Genomic DNA, 16,578 nt, shown 5'->3' with positions numbered 1-16,578 from the left:
CCCATTACGCCGGGGTCAGCCGCACCGTCAGGATCTGGAACGGCCGCAGCGCCAGTGCGAGACCGTGCTCATCGGCCGGTGCCTCGTGCAACGGCCGCTCCAGCAGGTCGGTGACCTGCGCCCGCACGACGGGGAATCCGACCCGGAGCGTGGCCTCGGCCCGGCCGCCCGCCGACTCGTACAGCCGGACGACCACATCGCCGCTGCGGTCCTCGGCGAGCTTCACCGACTCCACCGTCACCGCCGGATGCCCGGTGGTGACCAGCGACGGCACCACCGGTGCCACTGCGGCCCGCAGCGGCAGATTGAGCGCGAGCCCTTCGCGCACCGCGTCCGTGATCTCCGCGCCCGGCGCCAGCGCGTACCGGAACCGGTGTGTGCCGAGGTCGGTCTCCGGGTCCGGGCTGTGCGGCGCGCGCAGCAGCGTCAGACGCACGGTCGTGCCGAGACCTGACGCGTGCGGGGTCCTGGTCACGTCGTGGCCGTACGTCGAGTCGTTGAGCACTGCGATCCCGTACCCCGGCTCGGCGACCCGCAGCCACCGGTGCGCGCAGATCTCGAAGCGAGCTGCGTCCCAGCCGGTATTGTCGTGCGTGGGGCGGTGGATGTGGCCGAACTGGATCTCGGCTGTGGACCGTTCGGCGTGCACATCGAGCGGGAACGCCGCCTTGAGCACCTTCTCCGACTCCTGCCAGTCCACTTCGGTGTCGATGTCGACCTGTCGGCTGCACGCGGCCAGCCGGATCTCCTGCACGATGCGGGACTTCCCGAACGACCGCACCACACGCACGGCCGTCCGCAAGGGCCCTTCCTCGACCAGGTCGACGGAGTCGGCGTCGGTCAGGTCGGTGCGGGAGCGGCGGTAGTGCCGGTCGATGTCCCAGGCGTCCCAGTGATTGGGGTGATCCGGGTGCAGCTGCAGGAGGTTGGCCCGGTGGCCCGGGGCGAGGACCTCGCGGTGCGCGTCGAGATCGCGGACGGCCGCGATCAGCCCGTCGCGGTCGACGGTGACCCGCAGCAGCCCGTTGTCGAGGACGAATCCGCCGTCCGCCGTGCGGCTCGCCACCGCCTCCCGCTCCGGCACGGCGGACCCGTCGAGCAGCCCCGCACCCAGCCCCGGAGAGCGGGCGAGCACCGCCGTCCGCCGGTCGTCCAGCGGCTGCACCTGGGCACCGGACGGCAGCACTGCGCTTGCCTCCGCGTCCAGCTCGACCACCTGACTGCGGTCGTACGGCGAGGAGTTGAGCGTGACGAGCCCCTCCGCAGCGCCCAGCGCCGTCACCGCGTCAGCCACCAGGTCCGCCAGCTCCGCCCGCACCTGCTCGTAGGTGTCGCGCGCCTCGCGGTGCACCCAGGCGATCGACGAGCCCGGCAGGATGTCATGGAACTGATGGAGCAGGACCGTCTTCCACACCCGGTCCAGCGTCTCGTACGGATACCGGTATCCGGGCGCCCGGAGCGCCGCTGCCGTGGCCCACAACTCGGCCTCGCGCAAGAGGTGTTCGCTGCGCCGGTTGCCCTGCTTCGTCTTAGCCTGGGTGGTGTACGTCGCCCGGTGCAGCTCCAGATACAGCTCACCGGACCAGACCGGCGCCTGCTCCCCGTACTCCTCCTCGGCCGCCGCGAAGAACGCCGACGGCTTCTCGATCTCGACCCGCGGCGAACCCTCCAGGTCTCGGAGCCGGCGCGCCTTCTCCAGCATCTCGCGGGTCGGGCCGCCCCCGCCGTCACCCCAGCCGAATGGCACCAGGGAGCGGGTCGCCCGCCCCTTGTCGGCGAAGTTCTTCTCCGCATGGGCGAGTTCACGGGCATGGAACTGCGCGTTGTACGTGTCGACGGGCGGGAAATGGGTGAAGACCCTGGTCCCGTCGATGCCCTCCCACCAGAAGGTGTGGTGCGGCATCTTGTTGGACTGGTTCCAGGACAGCTTCTGCGTCAGGAACCACTTCACTCCCGCCAGCCGTGCCAGCTGCGGGAAAGCCGCCGTGTATCCGAAGGAGTCCGGAAGCCAGATCTCCTCCGTCTCCACCCCCAACTCCTCCTCGAAGAAACGCTTTCCGTGCACGATCTGCCGCGCCAGTGCCTCGCCGCCCGGCATGTTGGCATCGGATTCCACCCACATCGAGCCGACCGGCGCCCACTGTCCGTCCGTCACGGCCTGCTGGATCCGCTCCCAGATGTGCGGCTGGTGGTCACGCACCCAGGCGTACTGCTGGGCCTGCGAACAGGCGAAGACCAGCTCCGGATAGTCCTGGGCGAGTGCGGTGACATTGGCGAACGTGCGCGACGCCTTGCGTACCGTCTCGCGCAGCGGCCACAGCCACGCCGAATCGATATGGGCGTGACCGGCCGCCGAGATCCGGTGCGCACTCGCCGACGCCGGGCGGGACAGTGCCTCGGCCAGCTCGGCCCGGCCCGCCGCCGCCGTACCCGCCACATCGTGCAGATCCAGCGCGTCGAGCATCCGCTCCAGCGCCCGCAGGATCTCGTGGCGCCGCGAACGGTCGGCGGGCAGTTCGTGCATCAGCTCGGAGAGCACCTCGATGTCCAGGACGAGATGCCAGACCTCCTCGTTCAGCACCGCGAGATCGGCGGAGGCGAACCGGTAGAGCGGCCGGTCGCCCGCCGTCAGGATGTCTCCGAGCGGCGTCGGCTCGAAGCCGTGCTCCAGCACGGCCGGGTTGGCCGCCGCCTCCAGCAGCAGGGTGACCTCCTCACCGCCCGCAGCCGGGTCCGCGACGGTCAGATGACGGTTGCGCGGATGGATGCCCTTGAGGGGCACGCCCCCGGAGTCGTACAGCATCCCCTCGGCCTGGAAGCCGGGTCCCTGACCGGAGAAACCGGGATCCACGACCACCTCGACCCGTCGGCCCGTCCACTCGCCGGGCACCGTTCCCTCCAGCCGGAACCAGCTCGTCGACCAGGGGCTGCCCCACTCGGTGCCGGTCCCGAACGGTTCGTACGCCGCCTTCAGCGCCTCCGCCACCGGAACCGGTTCACCCGGTGCGTGCCACACCGAGAGGGTGAGGGGGGTGCGGGCTCCGTACTGGGCAGGGCGGATGAACTGCTGGAGCGCCCGTTCGAGACGGCCCTCCACCAGTGTGCGGTCGTCGTGCATCACGGCTCCTCGGGGTCGGCGCCTACGGGTGGTCCATGGCACCACTTCCCATTCGACGCACGGGGCACCCGTGGCCGGAGGGATCAGCTCAGCCGCAGCGTGCCCGGGGTCGTCCGCTCCGTGATGATCTCCACCAGGTGGTCGAAGAGTGTGGGTCCCCGGCCGGCCTCGGCCTCGGTCAGGTCGGCCTCGAGGCGGGCACGGTTGGTGGGGTGGACGCGCGGGAGGGCGGCGCGCAGACGACGTGCCGTCTCCTCGTGCCCCAGGGCGCGCGCGGAGAGAGCGTGGTCGCGCCACTCGATGACGAAGTCGCCGTCGTCCGGCGTGCCCATGCCGCCGCTCAGACAGTCCGCGAAGGCGTCGAGATTGCTGCCGAAGTAGCCGCCGGGACCGTTGACGGCCTCGCCGATCACCTGCCAGAACCGTTCCAGGCCGGTGATTTCGGCGCCTTCGATCACGTACGTCACGGTCATGGGCGCAGCGTACAAGGTCTCGCTCCGTTGTCGGTCCGGTGATCCGCGCCGCAGGTGGGGGCTACGGCGCGGATCGGATCGGGGGTGGTGCGGGACCGGACTCAACAGCCGTGGTCGATGAGGTCGAACGTCACGTAGTGGTCGGCGGTGTAGTAGTCCTCCTCGACCTCTTCACCCGTGACGATCCGCCGCGCACCGCGGGTCGGCGCGCCCGGGGTGATGACCGTGTACTCGTGGTAGTAGCCGGTGCTCCGGCTGGGCAGCACGCCTTCACGGTTCTGGAAGACAACGCCGTCCTGTGAGTACGGGAAGGGGCCGCCCGCCTCGATGAGATCGAGCGTGTCGTACGCCTGGGGCGGCAGGTCGGAGTAGCAGATGCTGCCGACCGATGTGGTGGCCGCGGTGGCGGACGTCGTGATCGCGCCGCCGGCGAGGAGGACGGACAGGAGGGCGGCGACGCCGCCGAGGGTGGTGATCCGTGGGGGGATTCGCATGTCCACCATGATGACGCGCGTAGACATGACCTCGTCAACGTCAACTCGTGTGAATTTTTTGGAAGTTAACCGGGTGGGCGAAATGTTTCCGCCACGTTTCCGAGGGGGAGGGACGTACTCGTCCCCGTATGGGCTTATTGATGAGTCGACACGCGTGACGGCCCGCGTGCGGGGCATGCATCCCGGGAAGGTGTTCGACGAGAAGGGGGTGATTCACTGTGTATGCGGGGGAAACGATGGAGCGTCGACAGCTGACTCGAATGCACCGCAGACTGGCTCACACCGATCTGGCGGACATTTCCGAAGTGCGCTGCGCGCTGCGGGAATTCCTGCGATACCGATGGCGGGACGAGTCGGCCGAAGTGGCGGAGCTCCTGCTGAGTGAGCTGCTGACGAACGCGCTCATCCACACGCGGCACGGCGCGGTCGTCACGGTGACGGTGGCGCCGACGACCCTGCGGGTGGAGGTGCGGGACTTCGTGTCCGGACTGCCCATGGTGTGTGTACCGAACGCCGACGACGGTACACACGGCAGGGGGCTGGTCCTGGTGCAGAGCCTCGCGGACGCGTGGGGGGTCAAGTCCCACGCACTGGGCAAGGTGGTCTGGTTCGAGCTGGACGGCGGAAGGCCCTGACGACATCAGGGAGTCCGACGGCTCCGGAAGCCGGACAGAGCCTTCCGCCTCGTGCTGTACGGGTGTGGACCGGCGGGTCCCTGCGGAACGGGGTTCCGCAGGGCGGCGTCCCGCAGACCGGGCCCTCGGTCAGCCGAACTGCTGCTCCAGGTCCTTGAGTTTCTGCTCCAGCGAGTCGAGCCGGGGCAGTGCCTGGGTGTCGTCCTCGGCGGTGAGATCGGCGGTCCTCGGATCATGGGTGCTTCGGTCCGGGGAGCCCGTCGTACTCGTGCCGTTCACGGCTTGCAGAGAGGGCCGGGGGCGCAGCGGCAGCTGTCCCGGCTCCGCTATGACGGGCTCCACGACGGACTGCGCCGAGCCCGTCGCCGGGGCGATGGCCGGTGCGTCGACCTGGGCGCCGCCCCGGCCGACCCGGCCCCAGGCCCGGTTCTGCCGGTTCAGTGCCTTGATGTGGGCCCTGTCCAGCTTCTCCTGGTCCTTCCTGCGGAGACGGTTCTGCTCCTTCTCCCGCCGGTCCTCGCGTACCTCGTCGACCGCCTCGTCCAGCGTGCGCACGCCTTCCAGCAGCATCAACGACCAGGCGCCGAAGGTCTCCCGGGGTGCACGCAGCCACCGCACGATCCGGATCTGCGGCAACGGACGGGGCACCAGCCCCTGTTCGCGCAGCGCGGCCCGGCGGGTCTGCTTCAGCGCCCGGTCGAAGAGGACCGCCGCCGAGAGCGACATCCCCGCGAAGAAGTGCGGGGCGCCCGCGTGGTCCATGCCGCGCGGAGCGTGCACCCAGTTGAACCAGGCGGCCGCTCCGGCGAACGTCCACACCAGCAGTCGCGAGCCGAGCGCGGCGTCACCGTGGCTGGCCTCGCGCACGGCCAGCACGGAGCAGAACATCGCCGCCCCGTCCAGGCCGAACGGGACGAGGTACTCCCACCCCCCGGAGAGGCTGAGATTCTGCCGGCCGAAGCCGACCAGTCCGTGGAAGGAGAGCGCGGCGGCGACCGCCGCGCAGCAGAACAGCAGCACGTACGAGGCGGTGGCGTAGAGCGCTTCCTTGCGCCTGCGCCGCTCCTCGCTGCGTTCCCAGTTGTCGTCGGCCGCGGACGACTCAGCGGCGCGCTTGCCGCGCGCGACCATCGCCACCGCCGCCATGACCCCCACGAGCAGTACGACGCTCGGAAGGAGCCAGTTCAGCGATATGTCGGTCAGTCTCATGCGCGGTCCCTTGCATCGCGTTAGGGGTTTCGGGCGCCATAGTGGCGGAAATCCCATCGGGCTCAGGGGGTTTCGGTGCAAGAGAACGCCATTGGGGTGGCGGTGCCTACGGAAGAGCGAGTTCTCCTCGAACTACCGTACGTGGCAGGTGAGTTGCGTTCGAGTCGCACCATCCCTGCGGGGGGTGTGGACCGGTGGCGCGGGTCAGGCGGTGGGCGTCAGCTTCCGCACCCGCTCGGTGTCGCAGGTGCGCGGGCAGGTGACGCAGGTGTCCTCGGGCCGCACCGTGTAGAAGAGGCAGCAGCTCGCCCGGTCGCGGGTGGGCAGCGACTCGCCGTTCGGCCCGGTCAGCTCGCGGAAGCCCGCCGTGCCGACATACGGCTTCGTGGTGCCCGGCAGCAGCGCCTCCAGTTCGGTCATCGCCCGCTGCTCCTCGCCGAGCAGATGCGCGATGTACCAGAGGCCCTCGACGATCTCGTCCGTCGCCATGCCCCACAGCGCCCGCTTGCCGCGGCGCATCCGGGGGCCGAAGCCGTCGAGCACCGGGCCGAGGTGTTCGGCCGCCGCCGCCAGCACCTCGGCCCGCAGTGCGGCCTCGTCGGCCACCACTGCGGCCCCCGGCAGCGCGGCCGCCGGATCGTCCGGCAGGCAGGCGAACTCCCTTACCCGTACGGCCAGATGCCCCAGGGTGCGCTGGAACGCCACGTCCTCGACGGGGATCCGCGGCACCCGCCGGTGCAGGAACCACGGCACCGTCACCAGCAGGCACGCCGGCCAGGCGTAGCGGTGCAGTCCAAAGCTGGCGACCACATCGGGCCGGGCCTGCTGCCCGTAGTCCCGCAGCACCTGCGCGTTGTCCCAGGCGAGGAAGGTGTCCAGTGCGGCGCCGCCTGCCGCGAGCTCGTCCGCCCCCACCCAGCCGGCGCCGGACGGCGCCGGGTCGCCGTCCCCGAGCACCTCGGCACGCAGCCCGGGGAAGACCTCGGCCAGACGTGTGTACGCGTCCGTCACGGCGGACGCGGTGGTGCCGGGAAGCAGGGTGGGGAGGGTCATGCAGGGACCACCGAATCGCGATCGTTTGCAGGTTAGCCTTACCTTACCCGAAGAGATCGATGTTTGAACTGCGGCCCCTTCGGCCTATCGTGCACAGGAGGCATGGCACAGGAGAGCCGGGCCCGCGGCAGGCCGAGGAGGTCGGAGTGGAGCAGGGGAGAGCGGGCGAGCAGGTGCGGCCGTCGTACCCGTCGGCCATGTCCGCGTCCACCCGATCGGCCGAACCGTCCTCCCGGGTGCCGGGGCAGGCGCACGGCCATGCGGTCCGCGGCGAGCACACCCACAGCGAACCACCCGCCCCCCGCGTCGTGGTGCAGCGGCACTCCGTGCGTGGCCAGATCCTGGACGCCCTGCGCGCCGCCCTCGTCGACGGCGAGCTGCTGCCCGGGCAGGTCTACTCGGCCCCGGCGCTCGGCGCCCGCTTCGGCGTCTCGGCGACCCCGGTCCGTGAGGCGATGCAGCAGCTGGCCGTCGAGGGGGCCGTCGAGGTCGTACCGAACCGGGGCTTCCGGGTCGCCGAGCACGGCCCGCGCGAGCTGGCCGAGCTGGCCGAGGTGCGGGCCCTGATCGAGGTCCCCGTCATGCTGCGGCTGGCCCGCACCGTGGAGCAGGCCCGGTGGGCCGCCCTGCGGCCGCTGGCCGAGGCCACGGTCGCGGCCGCCGCGGTGGGCGACCGGGGGAGCTACGCGGAGTCCGACCGGGCCTTCCACCGGGCGGTCCTCGCGCTCTCCGGCAACCAGCAGCTGGTGATGGTCGCCGACGACCTGCACCGCCGCTCCCAGTGGCCCCAGGGAAACAGCCGGGTCACCCACCGGGCCGGCCTCCTCGCCGACGCCGCGGAGCACACCGCGCTGCTCGACGCGCTGATCGCCCAGGACCTGTCCGTCGTGCAGTCACTGGTACGCGAGCACTTCACCGGCGCCGACGACTGACCCGTGGCGGGTCCGCGCCCCCGCGGCCGACCGTGGGCCGGCCCGCCGCGGGGGTCCGGGGGTCAGTTGGCCCCGGCCGTCTCCGGAGCGGGCGGGTTCAGATGCGGGGCCAGCCACGTCGGAACGCCACCCAGAAGACGGAAGAGGCGGCCCGCCTCGGCACGCAGCCGCGCTGCCGCCTCCGGTTCCGTCTCGGTGTCCGCCAGGGCGATGAGGGCAGGGGCCGTGCCCACCAGAAAGCCCAGCTCCTCCCTTATCCGCAGCGACTCGGCGAACCCGTGCCGGGCTTCGGCCAGTTCGCCCTCGCGCAGCGAGAGCAGGGCGAGGTGGCGCCAGGTGGAGGAGAGCAGCAGCTCGTCGCCCTGGGCCGTCGCGCCGGCGTGCGCCCTGCGGTACGCGGCCCGGGCGGCCTGTGGCGAGTCGGCGATGTTCTGGGCGATCAGGCCCCGGCGGAAGTCGAGCAGCGGGCGGCCCGGGGCGGCGGGGGAGAGCAGGGCCGCGGACCGGCCCAGCGCGGCGCGGGCCTCGTCGGCCCGGTCCCGTACCCCGAGCAGGGTCGACGCATACGCGAGATGACCGCGCTCGCAGGCCGCGGCCCCGCGCTCGGCGTCGTCGTGCGCGAGTGCCTCGGCGGTGCGCAGGGCGTCCTCGGCGTCGGTCCAGCCCTGACCGGTGTACAGGCACCGTTCGGTCAGCAGCGCCGTCCGCTGGAGCGCCGCGGCCGGATCGGTGCCGGCGTCGCGTTCGAGCAGGGCAGCGGCGTCCGTCCAGCAGGCGCGTGACCGCAGCCGCCATACCGCTGTCTGGAGCGGCGGATCGTCATCTGCGGTCGTTCCGGAACCAGACATGGCGGTATACGCCACATTGCCCTCCCCGAGCGCGCCATTGAGCTGTTGAGTCTGGGCGCATCTCAGCACGGAATGGCACGCCGGGCCAAGAGGTCAGGTGAATGAATTCACAATCTTCCGCTCGTGGGGGTGGGCCGTAGTGGCGACTTCTGCCGGACCGGGCCGCATCGGGGAGCGGCCCGGGAGGTCAGCTCATCCGCAGGGCCAGGAAGAAATCGAGCTTGTCCTCCAGGCGCGAAAGGTCACGCCCCGTCAACTGCTCGATTCGCCCGACCCGGTAGCGCAACGTGTTGACGTGCAGGTGCAGCCGGGCCGCGCAGCGGGTCCACGAACCGTCGCAGTCCAGGAACGCTTCCAGCGTCGGGATCAGCTCGGCTCGGTGGCGCCGGTCGTAGTCGCGCAGCGGGTCGAGCAGCCGTGCGGTGAACGCACGGCGCACATCGTCGGGGACGAACGGCAGCAGCAGGACGTGCGAGGCCAGCTCGTGGTGGCCGGCCGCGCAGACCCGGCCCGGCCGGGCGGCCGCGACCCGGCGGGCGTGCCGCGCCTCCTCCAGGGCGCCGCGGAGCCCCTCGGCGGAGTGCACGGCGGCGCTGACACCCAGTGTCAGGCGGCCGTCGTCGGCGAGGCCCGCCGAGAGCGGCTCGCGGACGGCGGTGAGGAGCGCGTCGGCGTGCAGTGCCGCGTCGTCCTTGCCCACTGCCGCCGCACCGCCGTCGGCGTCTGTGTCCGCCGTGTCCGTGCCGTCCGAGGGCGGCACGGACACGGCAGGAAGCGGTACGAGGGCGATGGCCTCGTCGCCCGTGTGCGCGACCGCGATCCGGTCGGCGGAGTCGGGTCCGGTGACCGCCGGGTCGACCAGGATCTCCTCCAGCAGTGCCTGGGCGACCGGGCCGCCCGCGACGCCCTCCGCGGTCCATTCGACCCGGGCCACCACGACCTGCCAGTGCGGGGCGGTGCCCAGTCCGGGGAGCAGGACCGGCGCGGCGACCCGCAGCCTGGCCGCGATCTCGGCGGGAGCGGCGCCCGCCTGGACCAGTTCCAGGATCTCCTGGGCCAGCCTGCGGCGTACCGTACGGGCCGCGTCGCGCCGGTCGCGCTCGACCGCGATCAGCTGGGTGACGCCCTGGAGCAGATCCAGCCGGGCGGCCGGCCAGTCGCTCGCGTCGGCCTCCACGGCGAGCAGCCAGTCGGAGAGCACCGACTCGCGCACATCGCGGGCGGCCGGGGCGGCACCCCGCCCGGTGTTGCGGATCGGGAACAGTGAATACGTCACGCCGTCGACCGTGGTCCGGTACGGAGCGCGGCGGTCGGTGCGGGTCGCCGCCAGATGGTGGCCCGCGAGTGCCGCGCCGACCGGTCCGGGCAGCGGCGCACCGGCGCCCGCGATCTGCCGGCCGGTGGGGGAGAGCACCCAGGCGCGCAGGTCCAGGTCGGAGCCGAGCAGATCGAGGACCACTTCGGGGCCGCCGCCGGCCGGGCCCGAGGTCATCAGCCTGCGGTGCCGGTCGACGACCGCCGCCAGATCACCGGCCCGCTCACCCGAGACCTGGCGCACCACATGCTCGGTGATCGTTGCGAACGCGACGGTCTCATGGACCGCGAAGAGCGGCATCCGGTGGCGCTCGCACGCCTCGATCAGATCACCCGGGATGTCACCGAGCTCCGCCTCGCCCGCCGCCAGCCCGGCGACCCCGGCGGCCGTGAGGATCCGCACGAACGGCTCCGAGTCCGCCGCGTCGCGGCGCCACGCCAGGCCGGTCAGGACCAGTTCGCCGCCGGTCAGATAGCGGCTCGGGTCCCGCAGGTCGGTGGTCATGACACCGCGGACGGACCGGTCGAGCTCGTCCTCGCCGCCGAGCAGCCGCAGGCCCAGCGCATCGGTCTCCAGCAGTGCGCGCAGCCGCATGTCGTCGCCGCCGATCTCTTTCGTTGGTGCGGGTGAAAACTGGGTATTGCGGTGAGGTCAGTGATCCCCGCCATTCGTTCGAATCTACAAGACGCGGAAGGCGACCAGCCAACTCCTTCATGGTTTCGGTGACTGCACCGGGTCGAGTCGCGGTTGTGTACTGGGCCACACACCGCGTCAACAGCACATGAACATCCCACCGAGGCCGGCCGTCCCCAGCCCCAGCGAACGACCGATTGAGAAGAAGAGAGCCACTCATGGACTTCCTTCGCCCCGCCAGCTGGGAGGAGGCGCTCGCCGCCAAGGCCGAGCACCCGACGGCTGTGCCCATCGCGGGCGGCACCGATGTGATGGTCGAGATCAACTTCGACCACCGGCGGCCCGAGTACCTCCTGGACCTGAACCGCATCGGTGAGCTGTCCGAGTGGGAGGTGGGCCAGGAGAACGTGCGGCTCGGCGCCTCCGTGCCGTACAGCCACATCATGGAGCACCTGCGGACCGAGCTGCCCGGCCTCGCGCTCGCCTCGCACACCGTCGCATCCCCGCAGATCCGCAACCGCGGCGGCGTCGGCGGCAACCTGGGCACCGCGTCGCCCGCCGGTGACGCGCACCCGGCGCTGCTCGCCGCAGGCGCCGAGGTCGAGGCGGTGTCCGTACGCGGCACCCGGATGATTCCGATCGACGCCTTCTACACCGGCGTCAAGCGCAACGCCCTCGCACCGGACGAGCTGATCCGGGCCGTGCACATCAAGAAGGCCGACGGACCCCAGCAGTACTCCAAGGTCGGCACCCGCAACGCCATGGTCATCGCCGTCTGCGCCTTCGGCCTCGCTCTGCACCCCGAGACCCGCACGGTCCGTACCGGCATCGGCTCCGCCGCACCGACACCCGTCCGGGCGAAGGAGGCCGAGGAATTCCTGAACGCCGCGCTCGAGGAGGGCGGGTTCTGGGACAGCCGCACGATCATCACGCCGTCCATCGCGGCGCAGTTCGCCACGCTCGCCGCGGGCGCCTGCAACCCGATCGACGATGTGCGCGGCACCGCGAGCTACCGCAGGCACGCAGTGGGGATCATGGCCCGCCGGACCCTCGGCTGGACCTGGGAGTCGTACCGCGGCACCGGCCGCAGCACCGAAGGAGCCGCCTGATCATGCGCGTCAATTTCACGGTCAACGGCCGCAAGCACGAGGCCGACGACGTCTGGGAGGGCGAGTCCCTCCTCTACGTGCTGCGCGAGCGGCTGGGTCTGCCCGGCTCCAAGAACGCCTGCGAGCAGGGCGAATGCGGCTCCTGCACAGTCCGTCTGGACGGCGTCCCGGTCTGTTCCTGCCTGGTCGCCGCAGGCCAGGTGGAGGGCCGCGAGGTCGTCACCGTGGAAGGCCTCGCCGACTTCGCGGCCCACCGCTCCGAGGCACACCCCGGCAGGGGCTGCGCCTCCGGCGCCTGCGGAACCGAGCTCGACCGGGCCCGCCGCTGGGAGGCGAAGCCGAGCGGCGAGCAGTCCCGCGACACCGGTGAACTCTCCCCGATCCAGCAGGCGTTCATCGATGCCGGAGCCGTCCAGTGCGGCTTCTGCACCCCCGGCCTGCTGGTCGCCGCAGACGAACTGCTGGAGCGCAACCCGGAGCCGTCCGACGCGGACATCCGCGAAGCGCTCTCCGGCAATCTGTGCCGCTGCACCGGTTACGAGACGATCCTCGACGCGGTCCGCCTCGCGGCCGCCCGCGCGGAAGAAACGGTCTGACGATGGGCGTTACCGGCTCCCCCACGAACATCAACCAGGGCACCCGCACCAAGGGCGGCATCGGCGAGTCCACGCTCCGCCCCGACGGCATCCTGAAGGTCACCGGCGAGTTCGCGTACTCCTCGGACATGTGGCACGAGGACATGCTCTGGGGCCACACCCTGCGCTCCACGGTCGCGCACGCCGAGATCGTCTCGATCGACATCTCCGAGGCGCTCGCCACCCCCGGCGTCCACGCCGTACTCACCTACGACGACCTGCCGACCTCGGTGAAGAACTACGGACTGGAGATCCAGGACACCCCCGTCCTCGCCCACGGCAAGGTCCGTCACCACGGCGAGCCGGTGGCGCTCGTCGCGGCCGACCACCCGGAGACCGCCCGCCGCGCCGCCGCGAAGATCAGGATCGACTACCGGGAGCTGCCCGTCGTCACGGACGAGGCCTCCGCCACCGCACCCGACGCGCCCCTCGTCCACGAGGGCCGTCGCGACCACCACGCCGGCCACGTCCCGCACCCGAACATCGTCCACCGCCAGCCCATCGTCCGCGGCGACGCGGACGCGGCGGCGGCCCGCGCCGATGTGATCGTCAGCGGCGAGTACGTCTTCGGCATGCAGGACCAGGCCTTCCTCGGCCCCGAGTCCGGCCTGGCGGTCCCCGCCGAGGACGGCGGCGTCGACCTGTACGTCGCCACCCAGTGGCTCCACTCCGACCTGCGCCAGATCGCCCCCGTCCTCGGCCTGCCCGAGGACAAGGTCCGGATGACGCTCTCCGGCGTCGGCGGCGCCTTCGGCGGCCGCGAGGACCTGTCGATGCAGATCCACGCCTGCCTGCTGGCGCTTCGCACGAACAAACCGGTCAAGATGGTCTACAACCGGTTCGAGTCCTTTTTCGGACACGTCCACCGCCACCCCGCGAAGCTCTGGTACGAGCACGGCGCCACCCGCGACGGCAAGCTCACCCACATGAAGTGCCGCATCGTGCTGGACGGCGGCGCCTACGCCTCCGCCTCACCGGCCGTCGTCGGCAACGCCTCCTCGCTGGGTGTCGGCCCGTACGTCGTCGACGACGTCGACATCGAAGCGATCGCGCTCTACACCAACAACCCGCCGTGCGGCGCCATGCGCGGCTTCGGGGCGGTGCAGGCGTGCTTCGCCTACGAGGCGCAGATGGACAAGCTCGCCGCCGAACTGGCCATGGATCCTGTCGAGTTCCGGCAGCTCAACGCCATGGAGCAGGGCAGCCTCCTGCCGACCGGGCAGGTCGTCGACTCGCCCGCCCCGGTCGCCGAGCTGCTGCGCCGGGTCAAGGCCCGGCCGCTGCCGCCCGAGCGCCAGTGGGAGGTCGCCGGCGAGGAGGCCGACGTACGCGCCCTGCCCGGCGGCCTGTCCAACACCACCCACGGCGAAGGTGTCGTACGCGGCATCGGCTACGCGGTCGGCCTCAAGAACGTCGGCTTCTCCGAGGGCTTCGACGACTATTCCACCGCCCGGGTCCGCATGGAGGTCATCGCCGGCGAACCGGTCGCCACCGTGCACACCGCGATGGCGGAGGTCGGACAGGGCGGCGTCACCGTCCACGCACAGATCGCCCGCACCGAGCTCGGCGTCGCCCAGGTCACCATCCATCCGGCCGACACCCGGGTCGGCTCGGCCGGATCCACCTCCGCCTCCCGGCAGACGTACGTCACCGGCGGCGCCGTGAAGCACTCCTGCGAGGCCGTCCGCGAGAGGGTCCTGGAGATCGGCCGCCGCAAGTTCGGTACGTACCACCCGGCCTGGGCCACCGCCGAGCTGCTCCTCGAGGACGGCAAGGTCGTCACCGACGGCGGCGAGGTGCTGGCCGATCTGGTGGACGTGCTGGAGGACGAGGCGGTCGACATCGAGCTGGAGTGGCGCCACCGGCCCACCGAGGCGTTCGACCTGCGCACCGGACAGGGCAACGGCCACGTCCAGTACTCCTTCGCCGCGCACCGCGCCGTCGTCGAGGTCGACACCGAGCTCGGTCTGGTCAAGGTCATCGAACTGGCCTGCGCCCAGGACGTCGGCAAGGCGCTCAACCCGCTGTCCGTCGTCGGCCAGATCCAGGGCGGCACCACCCAGGGGCTGGGTGTCGCCGTCATGGAGGAGATCATCGTCGACCCGAAGACCGCGAAGGTACGCAACCCGTCCTTCACGGACTATCTGATCCCCACCATCCTCGACACACCGACCATCCCGGTCGATGTGCTCGAACTCGCCGACGACCACGCCCCGTACGGGCTCCGTGGCATCGGCGAGGCCCCGACCCTGTCGTCCACCCCGGCCGTCCTCGCGGCGATCCGGAACGCGACGGGACTGGAGCTGAACAGGACGCCGGTGCGCCCCGAGCACCTCACCGGCACCTGAGAGCGGCTCCCGCCGAACTCTCCGGGCGGGGCGCGAGGAACGTCACACTTCCGCCGCGCGCACCGCCCGGAGGTCCGAAGCACCGCACCGCTCGCGGTCTTCCGAAATCCGAGCAGCACCCGCAGCACCGCTGTGCGCGAAACAAGCGCAGTACCGCGCACGCACGCTGCAGGAACAGTTCGTCCCGGGCCGTCCCCCGGGTCGTGCAGCCAAGCAGTCATCCCAAATCCCGCATGCAGAGTCTCCATCGCGGGTGCCCCTGTGAACCTTGGGAGTCAGGCATCATGACCCAGCAGTCAGTGGAGCCCAGGACAACCGCGGAGGAAGCGGGCCGCGGCTCGCGCATCCCCGCCGGCAGATCGTGGCTCGACCGGTACTTCCACATATCCGAGCGAGGATCCACCGTCGCGCGAGAAGTGCGCGGCGGCGTCACGACCTTCATGGCCATGGCGTACATCCTGCTGCTCAACCCGCTCATCCTCGGCGGCAAGGACGTCGAAGGACATCTGCTCAGCCGGCCGGGGCTGATCACCGCCACCGCGCTCGCGGCGGCCGCGACCACCCTGCTGATGGGCTTCGTCGGCAAGGTGCCCCTGGCCCTCGCCGCCGGCCTCAGTGTCTCCGGCGTCCTGTCGTCGCAGGTCGCGCCCGCCATGACCTGGCCGCAGGCCATGGGCATGTGCGTGATGTACGGCGTGGTGATCTGCCTCCTGGTGGTCACCGGTCTGCGTGAGCTGATCATGAATGCGATCCCGCTCCCGCTGAAGCACGGCATCACCATCGGCATCGGGCTCTTCATCGCCCTGATCGGCCTCTACAAGGCCGGTTTCGTCGGCAGGGGATCGCCGTCGGGACCGCCCGTCACGCTCGGCATCAACGGCGAGCTCGCCGGCTGGCCCGTCCTGGTCTTCTGCGTCACCCTGCTGACGATCTTCATGCTGCAGGCTCGCGCCGTCCCCGGGGCGATCCTCATCGGCATCGTCGCAGGCACCGTGATCGCGGTCGTCGTCCACATGGTGGCCGGACTCGACGCCAAGGCGTGGAACATGTCGCCGCCGGAGCTGACCGGCGGTGCCGTCTCCGCCCCGGACTTCTCCCTCTTCGGGAAGGTCGAGTTCGGCGGCTGGGGCGACGTCGGCGCGATGACCGTCGGCTTCATCGTCTTCACCCTGGTGCTGGCCGGCTTCTTCGACGCCATGGCCACCATCATCGGTGTCGGTACGGAGGCCGGGCTCGCCGACAGCAAGGGCCGGATGCCGGGCCTGTCCAAGGCGCTGTTCATCGACGGCGCCGGCGGTGCGATCGGCGGTGTCGCGGGCGGCTCCGGGCAGACCGTGTTCGTCGAGTCGGCGACCGGCGTCGGCGAAGGCGCACGCACCGGTCTCGCCTCCGTGGTCACCGGCCTGTTCTTCGCAGCCTGCCTCTTCTTCACCCCGCTCACCGCGATCGTGCCGCCGCAGGTCGCCTCCGCGGCTCTGGTCGTCATCGGCGCGATGATGATGCAGAACGCCAAGCACGTCGACTGGAGCGACCGGGCGATCGCCGTCCCGGTCTTCCTCACGGTCGTGCTGATGCCGTTCACGTACAGCATCACGCCGGGCGTCGCCGCCGGTGTTCTCTCCTATGTGGCCATCAGGGCGGCTCAAGGCAGGGGCCGGGAGATCGGTGGCTTCATGTGGGGCCTTACCTTCATCTTCGTCATCTACTTCGCACTGCATCCGATCGAGAGCTGGCTGGGAGTCAGCTGACCCCCGTCCCTGAACACCACGCCGAAGG

The 16,578-nt window shown here is 71.1% G+C and carries 13 protein-coding genes; 6 read left to right on the top strand and 7 right to left on the bottom strand.

What is annotated here, in order from left to right:
• Positions 1-4: 4 nt before the first annotated feature.
• The 3 genes from OG878_RS08910 to OG878_RS08900 form a co-directional block, all read right to left on the bottom strand.
• A complete protein-coding gene (locus OG878_RS08910; RefSeq protein ID WP_328886281.1) occupies positions 5-3,118 on the bottom strand; it encodes an alpha-mannosidase in 3,114 nt (1,037 codons plus the stop codon).
• A gap of 83 nt (positions 3,119-3,201) precedes the next feature.
• On the bottom strand, positions 3,202-3,591 hold the full coding sequence (locus tag OG878_RS08905) for a barstar family protein (RefSeq protein WP_328886280.1): 390 nt from the start codon (positions 3,589-3,591) through the stop codon (positions 3,202-3,204).
• 101 nt (positions 3,592-3,692) lie between these two features.
• Positions 3,693-4,085 (bottom strand): ribonuclease domain-containing protein, encoded by a 393-nt coding sequence (locus OG878_RS08900; RefSeq protein WP_328886279.1) that lies wholly within the window; start codon positions 4,083-4,085, stop codon positions 3,693-3,695.
• 260 nt (positions 4,086-4,345) lie between these two features.
• On the opposite strand from OG878_RS08900, the gene OG878_RS08895 reads away from it, so the two are divergent.
• Positions 4,346-4,720 (top strand): ATP-binding protein, encoded by a 375-nt coding sequence (locus OG878_RS08895; protein ID WP_443049080.1) that lies wholly within the window; start codon positions 4,346-4,348, stop codon positions 4,718-4,720.
• Between the two features lie 129 nt (positions 4,721-4,849).
• Here OG878_RS08895 and OG878_RS08890 read toward each other — a convergent pair whose 3' ends face one another.
• Both OG878_RS08890 and OG878_RS08885 read right to left on the bottom strand, forming a co-directional pair.
• A complete protein-coding gene (locus OG878_RS08890) occupies positions 4,850-5,929 on the bottom strand; it encodes a DUF2637 domain-containing protein (RefSeq protein WP_328886278.1) in 1,080 nt (359 codons plus the stop codon).
• A gap of 204 nt (positions 5,930-6,133) precedes the next feature.
• Positions 6,134-6,982 (bottom strand): (2Fe-2S)-binding protein, encoded by an 849-nt coding sequence (locus OG878_RS08885; protein WP_328886277.1) that lies wholly within the window; start codon positions 6,980-6,982, stop codon positions 6,134-6,136.
• Between the two features lie 146 nt (positions 6,983-7,128).
• Between OG878_RS08885 and OG878_RS08880 the strand changes: the two genes are divergently transcribed.
• Positions 7,129-7,914, top strand: a complete 786-nt coding sequence (locus OG878_RS08880) for a GntR family transcriptional regulator (protein WP_328886276.1) — start codon at positions 7,129-7,131, stop codon at positions 7,912-7,914.
• 62 nt (positions 7,915-7,976) lie between these two features.
• Here OG878_RS08880 and OG878_RS08875 read toward each other — a convergent pair whose 3' ends face one another.
• Together OG878_RS08875 and OG878_RS08870 are read right to left on the bottom strand one after the other, a co-directional pair.
• Entirely contained in the window at positions 7,977-8,762 is a 786-nt protein-coding gene (locus tag OG878_RS08875; protein ID WP_328886275.1) for a hypothetical protein, read from the bottom strand.
• A 187-nt stretch (positions 8,763-8,949) separates the two neighbouring features.
• Positions 8,950-10,671 (bottom strand): PucR family transcriptional regulator ligand-binding domain-containing protein, encoded by a 1,722-nt coding sequence (locus tag OG878_RS08870; RefSeq protein WP_328886274.1) that lies wholly within the window; start codon positions 10,669-10,671, stop codon positions 8,950-8,952.
• Between the two features lie 257 nt (positions 10,672-10,928).
• On the opposite strand from OG878_RS08870, the gene OG878_RS08865 reads away from it, so the two are divergent.
• From OG878_RS08865 to OG878_RS08850, 4 genes are all read left to right on the top strand, one after another.
• Positions 10,929-11,819: an FAD binding domain-containing protein gene (locus OG878_RS08865; RefSeq protein ID WP_328886273.1), complete on the top strand. Its 891-nt coding sequence runs from the start codon at positions 10,929-10,931 to the stop codon at positions 11,817-11,819.
• Between the two features lie 2 nt (positions 11,820-11,821).
• A complete protein-coding gene (locus OG878_RS08860; RefSeq protein WP_328886272.1) occupies positions 11,822-12,415 on the top strand; it encodes a (2Fe-2S)-binding protein in 594 nt (197 codons plus the stop codon).
• Between the two features lie 2 nt (positions 12,416-12,417).
• Positions 12,418-14,802 (top strand): xanthine dehydrogenase family protein molybdopterin-binding subunit, encoded by a 2,385-nt coding sequence (locus OG878_RS08855; protein ID WP_328886271.1) that lies wholly within the window; start codon positions 12,418-12,420, stop codon positions 14,800-14,802.
• Positions 14,803-15,086: 284 nt separating this feature from the next.
• Positions 15,087-16,550 carry an NCS2 family permease gene (locus tag OG878_RS08850; protein ID WP_328886270.1) on the top strand — a complete coding sequence of 488 codons (1,464 nt, stop codon included), beginning with the start codon at positions 15,087-15,089 and terminating at the stop codon, positions 16,548-16,550.
• The last annotated feature ends 28 nt before the right edge of the window (positions 16,551-16,578 follow it).

It is taken from the genome of Streptomyces sp. NBC_00316 (assembly GCF_036158715.1).
Taxonomy (GTDB): domain Bacteria; phylum Actinomycetota; class Actinomycetes; order Streptomycetales; family Streptomycetaceae; genus Streptomyces.
Note: the sequence above shows the minus strand (reverse complement) of the source record. Positions and strands in the feature narration are given on the sequence as shown.